Raw genomic sequence first — 17843 nt, forward strand, 5'->3', positions numbered from 1 at the left:
CTTCAGGAGGATTACGTGCGCATTCTTGGAATAAACGCGGTGTTTCACGACCCTGCCGCCGCAGTGGTGGTCGACGGTCACGTGGTGGCCGCTGCCGAGGAGGAACGGTTCAGCCGCCGCAAACACGGCAAGTCCGCGGTGGCGTTCTCCACCTGGGAGCTTCCCGTGGAATCGGCCCGCTGGTGTCTGGAGCAGGCCGGTCTGTCGCCCGCAGACCTCGATGCGGTCGGCTATTCCTACGACCCGCGCCTGATGCAGGACGTGGATCCCGCCCTCGGCGGCCTCGACCATGACTGGGAACACCTGCGCACGCTCTACGCCGAGCGTGCGCCGAAGTTCCTGCAGTCTGCCCTGCCGGGTTTGAATCCCGATGTGGTCCAGTATGTTCGGCATCACGTGGCGCATGCCGCGTCGACCGCACTGGCCTCACCGCATCCCGACTGCGCGGTGCTGGTGGTCGACGGGCGCGGTGAGCGCACGTCGATGCTCGCGGGCAGCTACACCGACAACAAGCTCGACGTGCTGGCCACCCAGGCACTGCCGCACTCACTGGGGCTGCTCTACGAGGAACTCACGGCGCACCTCGGCTTCAAACGGTCCAGCGACGAGTACAAGGTGATGGCGATGTCGTCTTATGGGACACCGCGTTTCGCCGATCGGTTCCGCGAACTCGTGTACGCCACCGGGGACGGTGGATTCCGCACCGAACCGGTGGACTGGGCGGCATTCGGCGACAGCTGGGAGGACCGCGTCGACCTGGCCTGCAGTGTGCAGCGAGTGCTCGAAGAGGTTCTGCTCGATCTGGTGACCTGGCTGCGCGGACACACCGATCACGAAAAGCTCTGCCTCGCCGGGGGAGTGGCGCTCAACTGCGTTGCGAACTCCAAGATCTTCCGGGACGGCGGATTCGGTGACGTCTGGGTGCAGCCGGCGGCCGGAGACGCAGGTACCGCGTTGGGAGCGGCCTTGTCGGTGGCCGCCGACGCCGGTGAACGCCTCACCCCGATGCCTTCGGCGGCGTTGGGTCGCGGATGGTCCGACGACGAGATCGCCAAGGTGCTCGACGACGCCGCGATCAGCTATGAGCGCCCCGACGATCTGGCGGGCACCGTCGGCGACGCGCTGGCGCACGACCAGCTGATCGGCTGGTTTCAGGGCCGGTCCGAGTTCGGGCCGAGGGCGTTGGGCTGCCGCTCGCTGTTGGCCGACCCACGTCGGCTGGCGAACCTCGAACGGCTCAACGCCGTGAAGGGCCGCGAGCAGTTCCGGCCCGTCGCGCCGATGGTTCTCACCGACCGGGCCGCCGACATCTTCTCGGGTGCACCGATCCCGAGCCCGTACATGCTGTTCGTGCACGACGTGGCACCCCACTGGCGCGAACGCATCCCGGCCGTGACCCACGTCGACGGCACAGCGCGAATCCAGACCGTCGACGAGTCGAACCCGTTGCTGCACCGAACGATCGGCCGCTTCGCCGAGCGCACGGGTGTTCCGGTGATCGTGAACACGAGCTTCAACACCGCGGGCCGGCCGATGGTCGACAGTCCGCGAGACGCGCTGGAGTGCTTCGGCAGCGCGCCCATCGACATGCTCGCCCTCGGGCCGTACGTGGTGCGGAGGCGCCCGTGAACTTCGCGATCGTGATACCGACCATCGGCAGGCCCACCCTGGACCGGCTGCTGATGGTTCTGGAGAGGGCGGAAGGGCCACGGCCGGACGCCGTGATCGTCGTCGACGATCGGCCCGACCCTCACCCGCCGCTGCTCACCGTCGCGCGGTTGCCGGTCACGGTTTTGCGCAGCGGCGGTCGCGGACCGGCGGCCGCCCGCAACGTCGGATGGCGCCAGACCACGGCGCGCTGGGTGTGCTTCCTCGACGACGACGTCCTGCCGCATCCGGGCTGGCTCACCGCACTGGCCGAGGATCTCGCCAGGGCCGACGCCGCAGGTGCCGCCGGATGCCAGGCGACCATCGACGTCCCGGCGCAGCCGTGGCGGCGCAGCACCAACGACGACCAGCGCACGCTGCGCCTGGCCGACGCGCAATGGATCACCGCGGACATGGCGTATCGGCGGTCCGCGCTGGTCTGCTCGGGCGGCTTCGACGAGCGGTTCCCGCGCGCCTACCGCGAGGATTCCGACTTGGCATTGCGAATCACGCAGGCGGGCAACACGATCATCCGCGGAAACCGGCGCACCCGGCATCCGGTCGCGCGGGCATCGTGGTTCAGCAGTGTGCGAGCCCAGATCGGCAACCGCGACGATGCGCTCATGCGCCGCAAACACGGTCGCGGGTGGCGCGCTGCGGTCGGCGAGGGCCGCGGCCGGTTGCCGCTGCACATCGTGACGACGGCGGCGGCCGTGCTGGCCGTCGCGTCGCCGGATCGTCGTGCCGCTCGGTGGGCGCGCGCCGCCTGGCTGGCGCTCACGGCTGAGTTCGCGGTGCGGCGCTTCTCAACCGGCCGGTTCACGGTCATCGAAGCGCTGCGGATGGCTACCACCAGTGTGCTCATCCCACCGGTCGCGGTGGCTCAGCGACTGTACGGCGAGTGGACATTCCGGGCCGCGCGCCGCGATCCACCCTTGGCGGTGCTGTTCGACCGCGACGACACGATCATCGAGGACGGCCCCTATCTGAACGACCCCGCGGGCGTACGCCCGGTGGCCGGCGCGGAAAGCGCACTGCACCGCCTGCGGGAACGCGGACTGCTCTTGGCCGTGGTGTCCAATCAGTCCGGCGTCGCGAAAGGACTGATCAGCACCGAGCAGCTTGCCGCGGTCAACGCAACCGTCGACACCCTGCTCGGCCCGTTCGATTCCTGGCAGTTGTGCGTACACGACGCGGACGCCGACTGCGCGTGCCGGAAACCCGAACCCGGCATGGTGTACGCCGCTGCCGAGGCACTCGGTGTCGACACCGCACGCTGCGTGATGATCGGTGACACCGGGGGAGATGTCCAGGCCGCACTGGCGGCGGGGGCCGACGCGATTCTCGTTCCCACCGAACGCACCCTGGCGCACGAGGTTTCGGAGGCCCGTAACCGGGCCCGAGTCGCCGAGACACTCGATGACGCGGTCTCGCTCATCCTCAAGGACGCGCGATGAAGCGGGCGGTGGTGGCGAGGCTGGACAGCGCGGGTGACGTGCTGATCACCGGGCCCGCGGTGCGTGCGGTCGCCGCGCACCACACCGTGTCGTTCCTGGCCGGGCCACGCGGCCGGGCAGCGGCCGAACTGCTGCCCGGGGTCGACGAGATCGTCGAATGGCAGGCGCCCTGGGTGGATTTCGACTCGCCGGAGCTGACCGCCGATCACGTCACCGCGCTCGTCAAACAACTCCGCGACCTGGCCCCCGACCGCATGTTCATCTTCACGTCGTTTCACCAGTCGCCGCTGCCGCTGGCGCTGATCGCCCGGATGGCGGGCGTGCGATGGGTCGGCGCGATCAGCGAGGACTACCCGGGAACGCTGCTGGACCTCCGCCATCACGTCGAATCCGGGATACCGGAACCACAGCGGGCGCTGTCCCTGGTCCGTGCCGGCGGCTATGAGTTGCCGTCCGACGACGACGGGGCATTGCGGGTGACGCCACCGCCACCGCTGCCCCGCGCCGTCGCCGCAGTGATCGGCGCGGAGCCGTTCGTGGTCTTCCATCCCGGCGCTGCAGTCCCGGCGCGCCGGCCGACCACGGCGCGCAGCGCAGCCATGGTGCGGGCCCTCAGCGCCGCCGGCCACCGCGTAGTGGTCACGGGCGACCCGGGCGAGCGAGAACTCACGGCAGCGGTGGCCGGGCGTCACGGCGTCGACCTCGGCGGGCGCACCACACTTGCCACGCTGGGCGCCGTCTACGCACGGTCCCGTGTCGTCGTGGCGCCCAACACCGGCCCCGCGCACCTGGCCGCGGCTGTCGGGGTGCCGGTGGTGTCGTTGTTCGCGCCCGTGGTCCCGGCGCCGCAATGGAGCCCCTACGGCCGCAACGTGGTCCGACTCGGTGCCCAGGACGCGCCGTGCCGCGACACCCGGGCCCGGACGTGCCCGGTACCGGGACATCCGTGTCTGGACGGCATCACCGACGAAGATCTCGTGGCCGCGGTCGGCCGACTGAGTGGCAGCTGAATATGGAGGCAGGAAACATGATTGGCACACACATATCCGCGCTGGCCCACGCGGCCGACGGAATCAGCGGTGAGGAAGCCAAACTCGGATGGTGGGGAACCCATCTCGCCGAGGTGCTCACGGCCGGTGGGCGGCTCCTGGCCTGTGGCAACGGCGGCAGCGCAGCGGAGGCGCAACATCTCACGGCCGAACTGGTCGGCCGGTTCAAGGATGAACGCAGACCGCTCTCGGCCATCGCGTTGCACGCCGACACGTCCGCGTTGACCGCGATCTGCAACGACTATGGGGCCGAGGAGGTCTTCGCCCGCGGTGTCCGCGCCCACGGCAGGCCAGGCGACATCTTGGTGGCATTGTCCACGAGCGGCACCAGTCCGAACGTGCTGTCCGCGGTGAAGGCGGCCCACGAGCTGGGGCTGACGACCTGGGCGATGACCGGTCCCGCGCCCAACCCGCTGGCCGCAATGTGCGATGACGCGATTTCCGTGGAGGCACCCAGCACCGCCACCGTGCAGGAGATCCACCTGCTGCTGGTGCATTCGTTGTGCATAGCACTCGACGCCTCGCTGCCCGAAACCGCTGCGACGCCGGGAACTTCCGGTGGCTAGGCCCGTGGTGATCGTCGGCGACTGCATGCTCGACGTCGACATCGAAGGCAGCGCGACCCGGCTGAGCCCCGAAGCACCGGTTCCGGTCGTCGACGCCGAGCGGGTGTGGCGCAGGCCGGGTGGCGCGGGGCTGGCCGCGGTGCTGGCCGCCCGGGTCGAATCGGACGTGGTGCTGGTGACCGCGATCGCTGACGATGCGGACGGACGTGCGCTCGGCGATATGCTGACCGAGGCCGGAGTCACGGTCGTGGCCATGCCGCTCACCGGTACCACGGTGTGCAAGACCAGGATTCGGGCGTCCAACCAGTCGATGCTCCGGATCGATCACGGCGACGGTACGCCCGCACCCGGCGATCTGCCGCCGCAAGTCGGCCAGATGCTCGACGACGCCCGTGCGGTGTGTGTCGCCGATTATGGCAAGGGCGTGACGGCCCATCCCGGTCTGCGTCGATTGCTCGAACGCGCCGCGCAGCGCGCGCCGCTGGTATGGGATCCGCATCCACGCGGCACCGACCCCGTTCGGGGATGTCACCTGGTGACGCCGAATCAGGCTGAGGCCAACGGTTCTTCGGCCGACGGGCTGCGCCGGAAGTGGCAGGCGCGCGCGGCGTGCGTGACGCTCGGCAGTGGGGGAGCCGTGTTGGCCACCGCCGAGGGCAGCGTGCACATATCGGTGCCGGCCTCGTGTGGCGCAGGTGGCGGTCGCGCCGACACCTGTGGGGCAGGTGATCGCTTCGCCGTGGCCGCGACGCTTGCGCTGGCAGCCGAAGCGGACGTCGCCGCAGCGGTGTCCGCCGCGGTGGAGGCCGCGAGCCGGTTCGTCGCCAGCGGCGGTGCAGCCGCGGTGTCGCGCCCGGCGCGCCTGAGCTCACAGGGGCGCGTGACAACCGAACCCGCCGCGGTCACAAGCGATGTCGTCGAGGTTCGGGACAGGTTGCGCCGGCGTGGCGGCAGGCTGGTCGCGACCGGAGGGTGCTTCGATCTGCTGCACACCGGCCATGTGCGGCTGCTCCATCAGGCCCGCCAGTTGGGCGACGCGCTCGTGGTGCTGCTGAACTCGGACGCCTCGGTCCAGGGTTTGAAGGGCCCTGGGCGCCCCGTGGTCGCGGCGGCGGACCGGGCCAGGGTGCTGGCCGCGCTGGCATGTGTGGACGCGGTGGTGATCTTCGACGAATGTTCACCTGCCGCACAGTTGGAGCGACTGCGTCCCGATGTGTGGGTCAAGGGCGGTGATTACGCCGAAGCCGACCTGCCCGAGGCCGGCGTGGTCCGCAGGCACGGCGGCGACGTGGTTTTACTGCCCACCGTCGCGGGCTACTCATCGACCAAGCTGATCCAACATGCAACCGAGAGGAAGAACTCGTGAAGCTGGGAAACATCCTCATCACCGGCGGCGCGTCCGGCCTCGGGGCAGCGACGGTGGAAGCTGTTGTGCGCCACGGCGGTAAGCCCATGGTGATCGATCGCAACCGGCCCTCGGCGGACGTACCGTTCCAGTGCGCCGATCTGGCCGACACCGATGCGGTCGACGCTGCGGTGTGCATCCTTGCCGATCAGGTGGAACGGAAGATCGACGGTGTGTTCACGGCCGCGGGCATCGACTCGTGCGGCAAGCTCACCGATGTGCCCAGCAAGGACTGGGAGCGCGTCGTGCACGTCAACCTGTTCGGCACCGTCGCGGTGATCCGATCGGCACTGCCCTTCCTCAAGGCCTCCGGCGGCCGGGTCGTGACATGCGCATCGACACTCGGCATCAAGGCCGTCAGCGACGCCACCGCGTACTGCGCCTCGAAGTTCGGCGTGGTCGGCTTCAGCCGCGCGCTCGCCGCCGAACTGGCCGGGGAGGTGGGCGTCACCACGCTGATCCCGGGCGGGATGTACACGTCGTTCTTCGACGACCGCGACGCACAGTACAAGCCGCCGCCGGACGCCGTGCTGAACGAGCCCGAGAACGTCGCCGAGACCGTGGTGTTCGCGCTGTCCCAGCCGCCCGGCTGCGAGATCCGTGAACTCGTGGTGTGCGCCTCGACAGAATCCTCGTGGCCATGAGTCCCGCGGCACACCGGGTGGTTCCGCTGCGGCCGGCCGGCCGGCCCGACATCGTGGTGTTGCGGGCGTTGGGGCTAGGCGATCTGCTGACCGGTATCCCCGCGCTCCGCGGGCTGCGGCGAGCCCATCCCGACGCCCACATCACGCTGGCCGCACCGGAGCGGTTCTGCCAACTGGCCATGCTGTCGGGCGCGATCGACGAGATCGACCCCACACCGGGCCTCGGCCGCCTTCATCCTCGCCGCCGAAACCCCGACGTGGCGGTGAACTTGCACGGCAGCGGGCCCGAGAGCATCGCAGACCTGCTCGGTTTGAAGCCGAAAACCCTGCTGACTCATCGGCACAGTGACTATCCCGAGGTGCCGGGACCACCGTGGCGCGCCGACCTCCACGAGGTCGACCGATGGTGCGGGATGCTCGAATGGCACGGCATCCCGTGCAATCCGGACGATTTGGCGATCCCGCGGCCGCATGGTTACCCGGATCGATCCGGTGTCGTGGTGATCCACCCGGGGGCGGCCGCCGCTGCGCGCAGGTGGCCGGCAGATCGATTCGCCGCGGTCGCCGCCCAGTTGCGCCGTGCCGGTCACGACGTCGTCATCACAGGTGACTGCAACGAGCTCGAGCTCGCCCGCTCGGTGGCGCATCAGGCCGGTTTGCCCGAATCATCGGTGCTCGCCGGAACGTTGGGTCTGCTCGGCCTGGTTGCGTTGATCAGCGACTGCCGCTTGCTGGTCTGTGGTGACACCGGTGTGGGACACGTCGCCACGGCGACCGGTACGCCGTCGGTGGTGCTGTTCGGACCCACGCCGCCGAGCCGCTGGGGCCCACGGGGCAACGGCCCGCATATCGCCATCTGGGCCGGGGACAAAGGCGATCCGCATGCTGCCGCGCCACACAGCGGATTGCTGTTGATCACGGTATCTCGCGTCATCGAAGCCGTCGACAGTTTGTTGAGGGTACCAACATGTCAGTAGGCGTCGTCGGGGCCGGATACGTCGGCCTCACCACCGCGGTGTGTCTGGCCGAGCGAGACCATGACACCGTGTGCATCGACATCGACAGTGATCGTGTGCAGCAGCTGAACTCCGGTGTGGTGACACTGGACGAGCCGGGCCTACCACAACTACTCGAGGCGGGATTGCGTAGTGGAAGACTGCGATTCAGCGCCGACCACCGCATCCTCGCCGACCGCGACGTGGTGTTCGTGTGCGTTCCGACACCGAGCGGCACGGACGGTTCGGCCGACCTCAGCTCGGTGGACCGGGCCGTGCGTGCCCTGGCCGAGACCCTGCGCCCAGGCGCGGTCGTCGTCCTGAAATCCACCGTTCCCGTCGGTACCGCACGCGCGGTGGCAACCAAGCTGGACGGCACCGGGATCCGGGTGGTGTCCAACCCGGAATTCCTCCGAGAAAGCCACGCGGTCTACGACTTCCGGCACCCGGACCGGATCCTGATAGGCGCCACGGACGACGCGGCAGCCGACACGGTTGCGCGGCTGTACGGTGTAGGCGAGGGAGAGGCGCTGCGGATGAGTCCCGAAAGCGCCGAGTTGTCGAAGTACGCGAGCAACGCGTTCCTCGCGGTCAAGATCTCGTACACGAACTCCTTGGCGCAGTTGTGTTCGCGGGTCGGTGCCGACATCGGGGACGTCACCAGATGCATGGGCGCCGACGTCCGCATCGGGCGGCACTTCCTGCAGCCCGGTCCGGGTTGGGGCGGGTCGTGTCTGCCCAAGGACACCGCGGCGCTGGTGCACACCGGAAGGCGCCACGGGGTGGATCTGCCGGAGGTGTCATCCGCGCGCGCGACCAACCTCGCGCAGGCCGATCGCATCGCCGCAGCCCTGAGCCGGACCATGGCTGAGCCGTTGGCCTCCTCACGGGTCGCGGCACTCGGCCTGACATTCAAGGCAGGTACGTGCGATGTGCGCGATTCCCCCGCGTTGGCGATCAGCGGCAGGCTGAGCGGGCTGGGGGCTCAGATCATCGGCTACGACCCACGCCTGGCGATGATTGACCACGACGCGTTGCGGCGCTGTGCCGTTGCCGCGGTGGATGATCCGTATCTGGCGACCAAAGAGGCCGACGCGATCGTGGTGTTCACCGAGTGGCCCGAGTTCACCGAGCTGGATTGGGCGAGGATCGGCGATCAGGCGCCCGGTGCTGTCGTGCTGGACACCCGCAACGTGCTCGACTGCGCGGTGATCTCCGAGGCCGGTCTGGCATATCTCGGCAACGGCCGAGCAGCGGGCTTCTGATCCCGGCTCCGCCGCGTTTACGTCGTGGCGTCGCGGGTATCCACCGGAACCGGCACACGGACGGAGGATGGCCATGCGGAGTTGCACAACGACATCCGGTCATTGCGGTGGCGCGCCGGCCGGGCGATGAGTCACGCACGGATGGATCGAGGACACATGCGGCTGGGAGTGTTGGACGTCGGCTCGAATGCCGCGCAGCTACAGGTGGTCGACGCGTTCGCCGGAGGGCCGCCGCTGCCGATCCGCGCGGTGAAGATTCCGACCCGGTTGGGCGAGGAAGCCTGTGCTGAAGGCGAAATCGGGCAGAACGGGCAGGATCGCATCGTGGCGGCGGTGCAGCAGGCCGTCGAGGCGGCCCGCGCGCTGAACGTGGACCAGCTGTACCCGTTCGTGACCGCCGCCATCCGCGACTCGAGCAACCGGGACGACGTGCTGCAGCGAGTTCTCGACGAAACCGGTACGCGGCTGCGGTTTCTCAGCGGCGAGCAGGAGGCCCGGCTGACCTATTTCGCAGTGCGCAGCTGGTACGGCTGGCAGGCCGGCAGGCTGCTCAACATCGACATCGGCGGCGGCTCGATGGAGTTGGCCTTCGGCCGCGACGCGGAACCGGAACTGGCGGTGTCCCTTCCACTGGGTGCGGGCAGAGTCAGCACGGGCTATCTGAGGCCCGACCCGCCGTCGAAGGCACAGGTCAAGGATCTCCGCCGGTACGTCCGTCAACAGGTGCGCGAGGTGGCCAACCGCGTGCAATGGGAAGGAACGCCACGGCGGGTGGTGGTGAGCTCCAAGACTTTCAAGCAGCTGGCCAGATTCGGCGGGGCGGCCTGCGGGCGTAAAGGGCCGTTCGTGCGCCGCAGGGTGTCCCGGGCCAAGATCGCGCAATCGGTGCGTGACCTCATGTCGGTCAGCGCGCCTGAGCGTGCCCAGTTCCGCGGTGTGAAACCGACGCGGGCATGGCAGATCCTCGGTGGTGCGGTGGTCGCATGCGAGACCATGCGGTGCCTGGGCATCGAGCGGGCAGAGGTCAGCCCGTGGGCACTGCGGGAGGGCATCATGCTGCAGTACCTGTCTTCACTGCGGCTTCCGGACGGCGAATTGACGTTGCAGCCGTTGACATTCGACGAATCGGACCAGAGCGCGACCGTACGGGCCTTGACGCCCCGGAGCTAACGGTTCACTTTGCGGATCAACCGGGCGGTGCTGCTTTCCAGTAGGGATTGCCGCTTGTCGGTGGCTCGGACGCGCGCGGCCCGGCGCAAACCCGCCGCGATCGTGAGGCCGTCGCGGTACCCCTCGATCACCCGGGGGTCGACATATGAGCTGCGCGCCACGGCCGGTGTGTTGCCCAAGGCGTCGGCGACCTCACGCATGACGGCCGATTCGACGCGTTTGACCACTTTCTCGGCAACCGGCGGATCGGCCGTGGCGAACCCTTCGGCAGCCAGTACCGTGCCGTGCCAGGTGCGCAGATCCTTGACGGTGTAGTCGTCGCCCACCATCTCCTTGAACCTCGCGTTGAGATCCTCCGCATGAATGTCGACGAAGCCCGTCGAGTTGCGGTACGCGAGCAACCGTTGCTCGCGACCCGCCCGGCGCCGCAGCGCCGTGACGGCCCGCACGATCTCAGGGTCTTCGACGGTCAGAGTGCGGCGCACTCCGCTCTTCGCCGGATAGTCGAACTCAACGGTGTCGGCGTGCACCGTGACGTGTTCCCCGAGCAGGGTCGCGATACCGAAAGAGTTGTTCTCCTCGGCGTATTGGTCGCCGCCTGCGCGAAAATAGCCGAGATCGAGCAGGCGCAGGCCGACGGCCAGCACGCGCTCCCGGACGAAGCCCCGGGTCCGGAGATCGCCGGCGATCTGTTCGCGCCAATCGGGTAGTGCCGCCGACAGTTGCAGCACCCGGTCGAACTTCTCCTCGCTGCGCTCCTCGCTCCATCGCTGGTGGTACAGGTACTGTCGGCGCCCCGCGACGTCGGTGCCCACGGCTTGGATGTGTCCGTTGGGATGAGGGCAGATCCACACGTTCTTCCACGCCGGGGGGATCACGAGATCCTCGATACGGGCCAGGGTCGCGGGGTCGGTAACCGCTCGGCCGTCGGTGTCCTGATAACTGAAGCCACGGCCTCGGCGCACCCGGCGCAGCCCAGGTTCGGCTACCACGCTGCGGCGCAGTCGCATATTCGCCCGCTCAGGTCGAGGGTGCCGTCTTGACCCCGGGGCCGGGCGCGTGCATGCGCCACACCCGAGCTGTCACCGTCGTTCGGTGACCAACTGCAGGGGCCGCGGCTCGGTTTGCAGCATCGCAAGCGCGGCCGCGACGCTGGGACTGGTCGGCAGTGCGCCGTCCGGATCGCAGATCCGCAGCACCCGTGACACCGCTTTGCTGGGTGTCAGGGCCCAGTAGATACCCTCACCCGCGCACTGAACGTTGAGTGTGTGCAGGGTCGCGAAGCACGTGGCACCGAAGAACTCCACGGCATTGAGATCCAGAACCAGCTTCTGGCTGCGCGCCACGTAGCCCAGCGCGTAGTCGGCGAACTCAGGGGCGTTGGACGCGTCCAGTTCGCCGTGTACGGAGACGACGGCGGTCTTGGGCTGCGGCCATCGGGTACTGAAATGCGCGCGTTGCGCACTGTCCGAGGCAACGAGCCGTTGAGCAACAATTACGGTGGACATGATGACTCCATCAGTCGGATGCGTGTGCTTCTACGGTCGCGGCAAGAGAGGCGCTCGCTTCTGAAAACCCCGCGCAGGGAGTCACACGGCCCCGCACGTCGTTTGACGCGTCCAGTCGGCTGTGGACTCAACCTGTTTGGAACCCTACGCCACCTGGCGGGGGTGGTCTATAGAGATAAGACTGTTCTCAGGGACTTTTGACGAGGCCCGCTAATGCAGCGGCGGTGAAAGTACCTGCCCGCTACGTGGTTTGGCGGATACAGCAACGCCTCACAGCTGCTCCTGTCGTCCAGATTCGTCGCGCCTGCAATGCCGGCGAGATACCCGCCGGCCCAGAATCACCTATAGGTGATCGGTGTGCGAGGCGGTTTGCCGAAAGTTTGGCCGCGGCACATGCGGGGTACCGCTACGTCATGAGGCTAGGTGGATTATTCGGGACGCTCGTTCTGATCTGGCTCGTGATCGGAGTGGTCGCGGCGTGGCAGCGCGACTACTTCCACACGGGATCAACCAGTTGTGCCCGGGCCGGCGACATCGCATTAACGGTGCTGGCCGGGCCGCTCAATTACGCCGGTGTCAATCCGAAAGTGGATCAATGCCGACTGCCGGAACCCAGCGCGATGACCCCCATCGCCACAGTGAAGTGAGGTCAAGATGATTGTCTTCGGAGCGATTCTGCTCATTCTCGGCTTGGTGCTGAACATTTACTGGCTGTGGGTCGTCGGGATCGTCCTGTTGGTTGCTGGCGCCGTGTTCTGGCTATTGGGCTCGATCGGCAGGCCGGTCGCGGGCCGTCGGACGTGGTACTGAATTCGCAGCAACCGAGCTGCTGTGCGGCCGCGGGTCGGGATCCCCGGAGACACTCCGGGGATCCCCGTCTGTCGGGACATCGTTTGCGTCGGTCCGTTGAGTTCCTGGCGCTGCGGGGCCGCACCGTCGAAGTCGCGCGAATGCTATGCCGGTTTGACAGCCGGCGGGCCCGGATAGTTCTACCGTGGATGTCAGCCCAGGAAGTCAGGGGCACGGGATATGGCGGGAAAGGAGCAGCCATGCATGGCCCGAAGGATCCAGTTGATCACTCCAGAACCACTCGCCCACACGCGGGCGAATCCATGAAGGACAACGCGATCATGCCGGCGCTCGTCGTGATCGGTGTGGCCCTGGTGCTGTTCGTCGGTTGTCTGGCCGCCTTCGCCACCGGGCACTCCGACGTCGGTCTCACCGTGGGCATGCTGTCCGCGGCAGGGTTCATCGTCGGCTCGCTGTGGTTGGCCCTCGAACATCTCCGGGTGCGGCGCATCGAGGAGCGTTGGTACGCCGATCATCCCGGTGTGATGAGGCAGCGCCCGAGCAGCTGATCACAAGCACGCCCCCGCCCGGCCTGTGCGGCAGGCCGGACGGAGTCGTGCGTCGGTCACTGGTGGAAGGTGAGTGCCAACACGGCAAAGTCGACGGCCAGCAAGGCGAGTGCGATCAGGGGTACCACGATGCCGCGGCGCAGCCGGGCGGTGAAGATCGACACCGCGAGGGTGATCACCGGTACCACCGGCGCACCGTAGAACAGGATCCCGAACCAGAAGTCCCCGGGCCCCTCGGAGGCGCACTGCGGGCCGGTGCACCCGGCCATGCCCATGACTTTGCCCATACCGAAGAGGAACACCGCAATCGCCGCCGGGATCGTCAGAATTGCCAGCACCCAGTTCACCGACAACCGAAGTTTCCGGCTGCTCTGCTCGTCCCCACGCTTCTCGGTGTGTGTTTCTGTCATGGTGGCCGGGTACCCAGTTTCGGCCCATAGTGCACGGGTATCCCTTTCTGCATGACAAGATTCGGATACACCTTGATGACCGAACAGAGCGGGCCAAAAGATCTTGTCCGGTATGCGGTTTCGGCCGAGCAGATGGGGTTCGACTTCGAGGTGTGCAGCGATCACTACACACCGTGGCTGACCACGCAGGGGCATGCGCCGAATGCGTGGCCGGTGCTCGGCGCCGTCGCCCACGCCACCGATTCGGTGCAGCTGTATTCCTACGTGACCTGCCCGACCATTCGCTACCACCCGGTGGTGGTCGCCCAGCAGGCCGCGACCCTGCAGATCCTCGCAGACGGTCGGTTCACCCTGGGGCTCGGCACGGGCGAGAACTTGAATGAACATGTCGTCGGCAGAGGCTGGCCCACGGTCGACCGTCGCCTCGACATGCTGGCCGAGGCGATCAAGATCATTCGCGAACTGTTCAGCGGCGAGCTCATCGACCTGCACGGCGACTATTTCAGCGTCGACTCGGCGCGGCTGTGGGATCTCCCGGACCAGCCCGTGACCATCGGGGTGTCGATGACGGGTGAGAAGTCCGTCGAACGGCTCGGGGTGCTGGCCGACCACCTGATCGATGTCGCGCCCGACCGCGAGATCGTCGAAGACTGGCGCAGGCGCAGGCATCTCACCGGTGTGTTGCCCGAAGGCCGCGTGATCGGCCAGATCCCGGTGTGCTGGGATCCCGATCGGGATGCGGCCGTGGCGCGGGCGCACGAGCAGTTCCGGTGGTTCGCGGGCGGCTGGTCGGTCAACGCGGACCTGCCGACACCGGCCGGATTCGCCGCCGCCACCAAATATGTCCGGCCTGAGGACGTCGCGGCGGCGATCCCGTGCGGGCCAGATCTGGACGCGATCGTCGCGGCCGTCGACAAGTACCGCGACGCCGGGTTCACCGACATCGCGCTGGTTCAGATCGGCGGCGACTCGCAACAGCGGTTCTTGGACGAGGCGGCCAAACCGCTGCTGGCCGCACTGCACGCCGAACTTGACTAGTCTTGCCGGCCAACGCCATTCGCACCGCCGGTAGAACAGGTTTCGGTGGACGATCGGCGGGTACCCGACGGGCGCCGGAGCGTTGATCGCGACGGGCGCCGGCCCGACGGAGGCGCCTTCGGCGCCGAATCGGGCGGGACACCGGTTCGCGCAAGTCAACATCTGATGGGAATGAGCCTATGACGAGCAACGTGCACACCGGTTCGGAGACAGGGAACGTCACCGGTACCGCCGACAAGGACTACAACCTCATTTGGTTCGTGGAAGCCTGCCTGAGCAACGCGCTGCGGATGGAGCAGTACTGCGCCGACGCGCAGCGCGAGGGCGACAGCGAGCTCACCGAACTCTTCAAGCGTGCGCAGCACGAAAGCCGCAAGGGCGCCGAGGAAGGCAAGGCGCTACTGGCGCGACGTATCGCTTGACTCTGAGGGGCGGCGGCCTCGCGTCGGGCTCACCGGCCGGGGAACGCCCGCCGACATGGGGCTGCCGCTGCGCATTGCCAGTGGCAGTCCCATCCACAGCCCCAGGAACATCGCCAGCGTGAGCAACCCGGCGATGACACCTGCGGTGCGCCCCACGACCGTGTCGAAGATCAGATCTGACACCCCGGCCAGGGTGAGCCCGAGCAACAGCAGCCCGGCGTAGGCGCAGCGATGCGCGGCCGAGACCAGGAGGTTGAGCCGGTGCCGCCGAAACAGGATGCGGTGCATGGCGACCGGTGCCACGAGGAGTGCGGTGGCCACCGCCGAGCACGACACCGTGACGAGATACACGTCCCGCATGGTCTCGTCGAGGATGTCGAACCGTTGCTGAAACGGCAGGGTGAGCAGTAATCCGGTGAGAAGCTGAACGCCGGTCTGTACCACCCGCAGTTCCTGCAGCAGGCTGCCCCAGTTGCGGTCGAGGCGTTCGGCTTCAGTTTCGTGTCGAGCCGCTTGATCCCAGCGCTGATCCTCTTCGGGATCATCGACACCCATGTATCGATGATCGCATCGATTACGTGTCAGCCGAAGCCATGTGGGGTAATCCGATCCCATGGCAGAGATTTCGCCTACGACACTGCGGCGCGTGCTGATCGTCACGGGGCTGGTGCTCGGCGTGCTGATCTTGATCATCGCGCTCGTCTACGCCATGGCGTTCATCATTCTGGCGCCCATGATGGCCTGACGAATCGGCCGGACGTTTGCCCGCAGCGCTCTGTGGGCACACGTTGCTGTGGACGGCGAAAACACCGAAAGGAGCAGGGACGTGCCGAAGACGACGAAACAAGGCAAGCCCAAGAAGGACGAACTGCCGAGCACTTTGCAGAAGTCCAGCGCGAAGGCGCAGCGTACCTTCGCCAAGGCGCACGACTCTGCCGTGAAAGAGTACGGAGAGGGGCAACGCGCGCACCGCGTTGCGTACTCGGCGCTCAAACACAGCTTCGAGAAGGTCGGGGATCACTGGGAACCCAAATCGCACCGCGGCCCGTCCGATCAACGCGCACGCAGCGGTGGCCCCAACGCCAAGGGCAAGTCGGCGGGCGGGGTGGACGCCAACTCGACCAAGAAGCACCTGATGGAGGTTGCTCGTCGGCTCGATGTCCACGGGCGGTCGACGATGAGCAAGGATGAGCTGGTCGATGCGATCGCTCGGGCCAATCGTCGAGAGACCCGCAGTTCACGTTGAGGTCGAACATCATTGCCCATGCGATCGCTGGCATCAGCGGGAGTAAGGTCGGTCGGGATATGCCGGGAGGTCAGATGGCAGATGCGGTAGAGCAACACCACCCACCCGCCCGCGGAACGCGGTCGGTGGAGATTCGTGTCGCAGCAAGGCTGGAGAACTTGGCCGTGGTGCGGACGGTGGTTGCTGCGCTTGCCACATTCGAGGATCTGGACTTCGACGTGGTCGCAGATCTGCGGTTGGCGGTCGATGAGGCCTGTACCGCGCTGATCCGCTCGGCGTTGCCCGACTCGTCGTTGTTGCTGACAGTGGATCCGCGCGAGGATGCCGTGGTGATCAGCGTGTCCACGACATGCAACGACGACGCCGTCGTCAAACCGGGCAGCTTCAGCTGGCACGTGCTCAGCTCGTTGACCGACGAGGTCCAGACGTTCACCGGCGGACACAGCGACGGTCAGGGACCGAAAGGCCAGGTATTCGGAATCACGCTCACCACGAGGCGAGTGAGCCTGCTGCGGTGACGTCGGAATACGCGGACGTCCTGGTCATGTTCCGCGAGCTGCAGGGGATGACCGAGGAATCACCGCAGTACTCGCATCAGCGCGAACGGATCGTGGAGCGGTGCCTGCCGTTGGCCGATCACATCGCGCGCCGTTTCGATGGCCGGGGTGAGCCCCGGGAGGATCTCGTGCAGGTCGCGCGGGTCGGTCTGGTGAATGCCATCAATCGATTCGACGTCGAAACCGGTTCTGATTTCGTGTCATTCGCCGTACCGACCATCATGGGTGAGGTTCGGCGGTACTTCCGGGACAACAGCTGGTCGGTCAAGGTGCCGCGGCGCCTCAAAGAACTGCATCTGCGTCTTGGCGCGGCGACCGCGGAGCTGTCGCAACGTCTGGGCCGCGCACCGACGGCCACGGAGCTGGCCGACGAACTCGAAATGGACCGGGACGAGGTTGTCGAAGGTCTGATCGCAGGCAGTTCGTACAACACCCTGTCGATCGACAGCGGGGGAGGCGGTGACGAAGATGCGCCCGCCATCGTCGACACGCTCGGTGACGTCGACACGCGCATGGATCAGATCGAGAATCGTGAGGCGCTGCGACCGCTGTTGGCTCAGCTGCCGGAGCGTGAGCGCACCGTGCTGCTGTTGCGCTTTTTCGAGTCGATGACGCAGACGCAGATCGCCGAGCGGGTCGGGATATCCCAGATGCACGTGTCGCGGCTGCTCGCGAAATCGCTAGCGCGACTTCGCGACCAGCTGCAGTAACGGCGAAGCGCTCGACATCGTGGACAAGGCCGCCGAGACCGTGTCCGAGGTGGGCAGGCGATGGTCGGTGTCGCAGACCCGCAGCAGTCTGGCAACCGCGCGGCTGGGAACCAACCGCCAATCGCAGCTGTCAGCGGCGCACTGGGCCGCCACCGTCGTCAGCGCGGAAAAGCCGGCTGCGCCGAAGAAGTCCACGGCGGACAGATCCACGACCATGCGGTCCGCGTGTGCGGCATGGCGCGCGGCATAGTCGGCGAATTCGGTGGAGTTTGCCGCATCGATGTCGCCATGGGCGGCGACTACGGCGGCGGATTCGGACATCCAGCGAGTGGCGAACACCGCGGCGATGCCGTCGGTGCGGGCGGAATGTGCGGTTGGCGTAGTGACAGACATGGT

The 17843-nt window shown here is 67.3% G+C and carries 23 protein-coding genes; 18 read left to right on the forward strand and 5 right to left on the reverse strand.

The window, feature by feature from the left end; genetic code table 11:
- Positions 1-15 precede the first annotated feature (15 nt).
- The 9 genes from G6N67_RS23170 (at position 16) to G6N67_RS23210 (ending at position 10198) form a co-directional block, all read left to right on the forward strand.
- Positions 16-1629, forward strand: a complete 1614-nt coding sequence (locus tag G6N67_RS23170; RefSeq protein ID WP_036428585.1) for a carbamoyltransferase family protein — start codon at positions 16-18, stop codon at positions 1627-1629.
- A complete protein-coding gene (locus tag G6N67_RS23175; RefSeq protein WP_036428583.1) occupies positions 1626-3104 on the forward strand; it encodes an HAD-IIIA family hydrolase in 1479 nt (492 codons plus the stop codon). Before G6N67_RS23170 ends, G6N67_RS23175 begins: the two co-directional genes overlap by 4 nt.
- The gene (locus G6N67_RS23180; RefSeq protein ID WP_036428581.1) at positions 3101-4114 is read left to right on the forward strand and encodes a glycosyltransferase family 9 protein; all 1014 of its coding nucleotides are present in this window, start codon (positions 3101-3103) and stop codon (positions 4112-4114) included. The genes G6N67_RS23175 and G6N67_RS23180 overlap by 4 nt, the downstream gene beginning before the upstream one ends.
- 17 nt (positions 4115-4131) lie before the next feature.
- The gene (locus tag G6N67_RS23185; protein WP_036434236.1) at positions 4132-4719 is read left to right on the forward strand and encodes a D-sedoheptulose-7-phosphate isomerase; all 588 of its coding nucleotides are present in this window, start codon (positions 4132-4134) and stop codon (positions 4717-4719) included.
- Positions 4712-6085 (forward strand): PfkB family carbohydrate kinase, encoded by a 1374-nt coding sequence (locus G6N67_RS23190; RefSeq protein ID WP_235684056.1) that lies wholly within the window; start codon positions 4712-4714, stop codon positions 6083-6085. Before G6N67_RS23185 ends, G6N67_RS23190 begins: the two co-directional genes overlap by 8 nt.
- Positions 6082-6768 (forward strand): SDR family oxidoreductase, encoded by a 687-nt coding sequence (locus G6N67_RS23195; RefSeq protein ID WP_036428579.1) that lies wholly within the window; start codon positions 6082-6084, stop codon positions 6766-6768. Before G6N67_RS23190 ends, G6N67_RS23195 begins: the two co-directional genes overlap by 4 nt.
- Positions 6765-7745 carry a glycosyltransferase family 9 protein gene (locus G6N67_RS23200; RefSeq protein ID WP_051578425.1) on the forward strand — a complete coding sequence of 327 codons (981 nt, stop codon included), beginning with the start codon at positions 6765-6767 and terminating at the stop codon, positions 7743-7745. Before G6N67_RS23195 ends, G6N67_RS23200 begins: the two co-directional genes overlap by 4 nt.
- Positions 7736-9028 carry a UDP-glucose dehydrogenase family protein gene (locus G6N67_RS23205; protein WP_036428577.1) on the forward strand — a complete coding sequence of 431 codons (1293 nt, stop codon included), beginning with the start codon at positions 7736-7738 and terminating at the stop codon, positions 9026-9028. Before G6N67_RS23200 ends, G6N67_RS23205 begins: the two co-directional genes overlap by 10 nt.
- 156 nt (positions 9029-9184) lie before the next feature.
- Positions 9185-10198, forward strand: a complete 1014-nt coding sequence (locus G6N67_RS23210; RefSeq protein WP_036434230.1) for a Ppx/GppA family phosphatase — start codon at positions 9185-9187, stop codon at positions 10196-10198.
- Here G6N67_RS23210 and G6N67_RS23215 read toward each other — a convergent pair.
- Together G6N67_RS23215 and G6N67_RS23220 are read right to left on the reverse strand one after the other, a co-directional pair.
- Positions 10195-11208 (reverse strand): DNA topoisomerase IB, encoded by a 1014-nt coding sequence (locus G6N67_RS23215; protein WP_036428574.1) that lies wholly within the window; start codon positions 11206-11208, stop codon positions 10195-10197. The two genes, G6N67_RS23210 and G6N67_RS23215, sit on opposite strands and share 4 nt — an antisense overlap.
- 72 nt (positions 11209-11280) lie before the next feature.
- Positions 11281-11706: an STAS domain-containing protein gene (locus G6N67_RS23220; RefSeq protein ID WP_036428571.1), complete on the reverse strand. Its 426-nt coding sequence runs from the start codon at positions 11704-11706 to the stop codon at positions 11281-11283.
- A gap of 413 nt (positions 11707-12119) precedes the next feature.
- On the opposite strand from G6N67_RS23220, the gene G6N67_RS23225 reads away from it, so the two are divergent.
- The 3 genes from G6N67_RS23225 (at position 12120) to usfY (ending at position 13064) form a co-directional block, all read left to right on the forward strand.
- A complete protein-coding gene (locus tag G6N67_RS23225) occupies positions 12120-12353 on the forward strand; it encodes a hypothetical protein (protein ID WP_036428568.1) in 234 nt (77 codons plus the stop codon).
- Between the two features lie 7 nt (positions 12354-12360).
- Positions 12361-12516: a DUF6131 family protein gene (locus G6N67_RS23230; protein WP_110798321.1), complete on the forward strand. Its 156-nt coding sequence runs from the start codon at positions 12361-12363 to the stop codon at positions 12514-12516.
- Between the two features lie 239 nt (positions 12517-12755).
- Positions 12756-13064: a protein UsfY gene (gene usfY, locus G6N67_RS23235; protein WP_036428566.1), complete on the forward strand. Its 309-nt coding sequence runs from the start codon at positions 12756-12758 to the stop codon at positions 13062-13064.
- A 56-nt stretch (positions 13065-13120) separates the two neighbouring features.
- Here the strand turns inward: usfY and G6N67_RS23240 are convergent, their stop codons facing one another.
- A complete protein-coding gene (locus tag G6N67_RS23240; RefSeq protein ID WP_036428564.1) occupies positions 13121-13474 on the reverse strand; it encodes a hypothetical protein in 354 nt (117 codons plus the stop codon).
- 51 nt (positions 13475-13525) lie between these two features.
- Here G6N67_RS23240 and G6N67_RS23245 point away from each other — a divergent pair, with 51 nt between their 5' ends.
- Together G6N67_RS23245 and G6N67_RS23250 are read left to right on the forward strand one after the other, a co-directional pair.
- A complete protein-coding gene (locus tag G6N67_RS23245) occupies positions 13526-14512 on the forward strand; it encodes an LLM class F420-dependent oxidoreductase (protein WP_036428563.1) in 987 nt (328 codons plus the stop codon).
- Between the two features lie 179 nt (positions 14513-14691).
- Positions 14692-14934: a hypothetical protein gene (locus G6N67_RS23250; RefSeq protein WP_036428560.1), complete on the forward strand. Its 243-nt coding sequence runs from the start codon at positions 14692-14694 to the stop codon at positions 14932-14934.
- On the opposite strand, the gene G6N67_RS23255 is transcribed toward G6N67_RS23250, so the two are convergent.
- Positions 14911-15489, reverse strand: a complete 579-nt coding sequence (locus G6N67_RS23255; protein WP_036428557.1) for a DUF6328 family protein — start codon at positions 15487-15489, stop codon at positions 14911-14913. The two genes, G6N67_RS23250 and G6N67_RS23255, sit on opposite strands and share 24 nt — an antisense overlap.
- Positions 15490-15547: 58 nt before the next feature.
- Between G6N67_RS23255 and G6N67_RS39535 the strand changes: the two genes are divergently transcribed.
- The 4 genes from G6N67_RS39535 to G6N67_RS23270 all read left to right on the forward strand — a co-directional run bounded on the left by G6N67_RS39535 (position 15548) and on the right by G6N67_RS23270 (position 17447).
- Positions 15548-15679, forward strand: a complete 132-nt coding sequence (locus G6N67_RS39535) for a hypothetical protein (RefSeq protein WP_036428555.1) — start codon at positions 15548-15550, stop codon at positions 15677-15679.
- Between the two features lie 81 nt (positions 15680-15760).
- Positions 15761-16180, forward strand: a complete 420-nt coding sequence (locus G6N67_RS23260) for a ChaB family protein (protein ID WP_036428552.1) — start codon at positions 15761-15763, stop codon at positions 16178-16180.
- 74 nt (positions 16181-16254) lie between these two features.
- Positions 16255-16698 (forward strand): ATP-binding protein, encoded by a 444-nt coding sequence (locus G6N67_RS23265; RefSeq protein ID WP_036428549.1) that lies wholly within the window; start codon positions 16255-16257, stop codon positions 16696-16698.
- 26 nt (positions 16699-16724) lie between these two features.
- On the forward strand, positions 16725-17447 hold the full coding sequence (locus G6N67_RS23270) for an RNA polymerase sigma factor SigF (protein ID WP_229478501.1): 723 nt from the start codon (positions 16725-16727) through the stop codon (positions 17445-17447).
- Here the strand turns inward: G6N67_RS23270 and G6N67_RS23275 are convergent.
- On the reverse strand, positions 17418-17840 hold the full coding sequence (locus G6N67_RS23275; RefSeq protein ID WP_036428545.1) for an STAS domain-containing protein: 423 nt from the start codon (positions 17838-17840) through the stop codon (positions 17418-17420). The two genes, G6N67_RS23270 and G6N67_RS23275, sit on opposite strands and share 30 nt — an antisense overlap.
- Positions 17841-17843 lie beyond the last annotated feature (3 nt).

This window comes from Mycolicibacterium mageritense (assembly GCF_010727475.1).
GTDB classification, from domain to species: Bacteria; Actinomycetota; Actinomycetes; order Mycobacteriales; family Mycobacteriaceae; genus Mycobacterium; species Mycobacterium mageritense.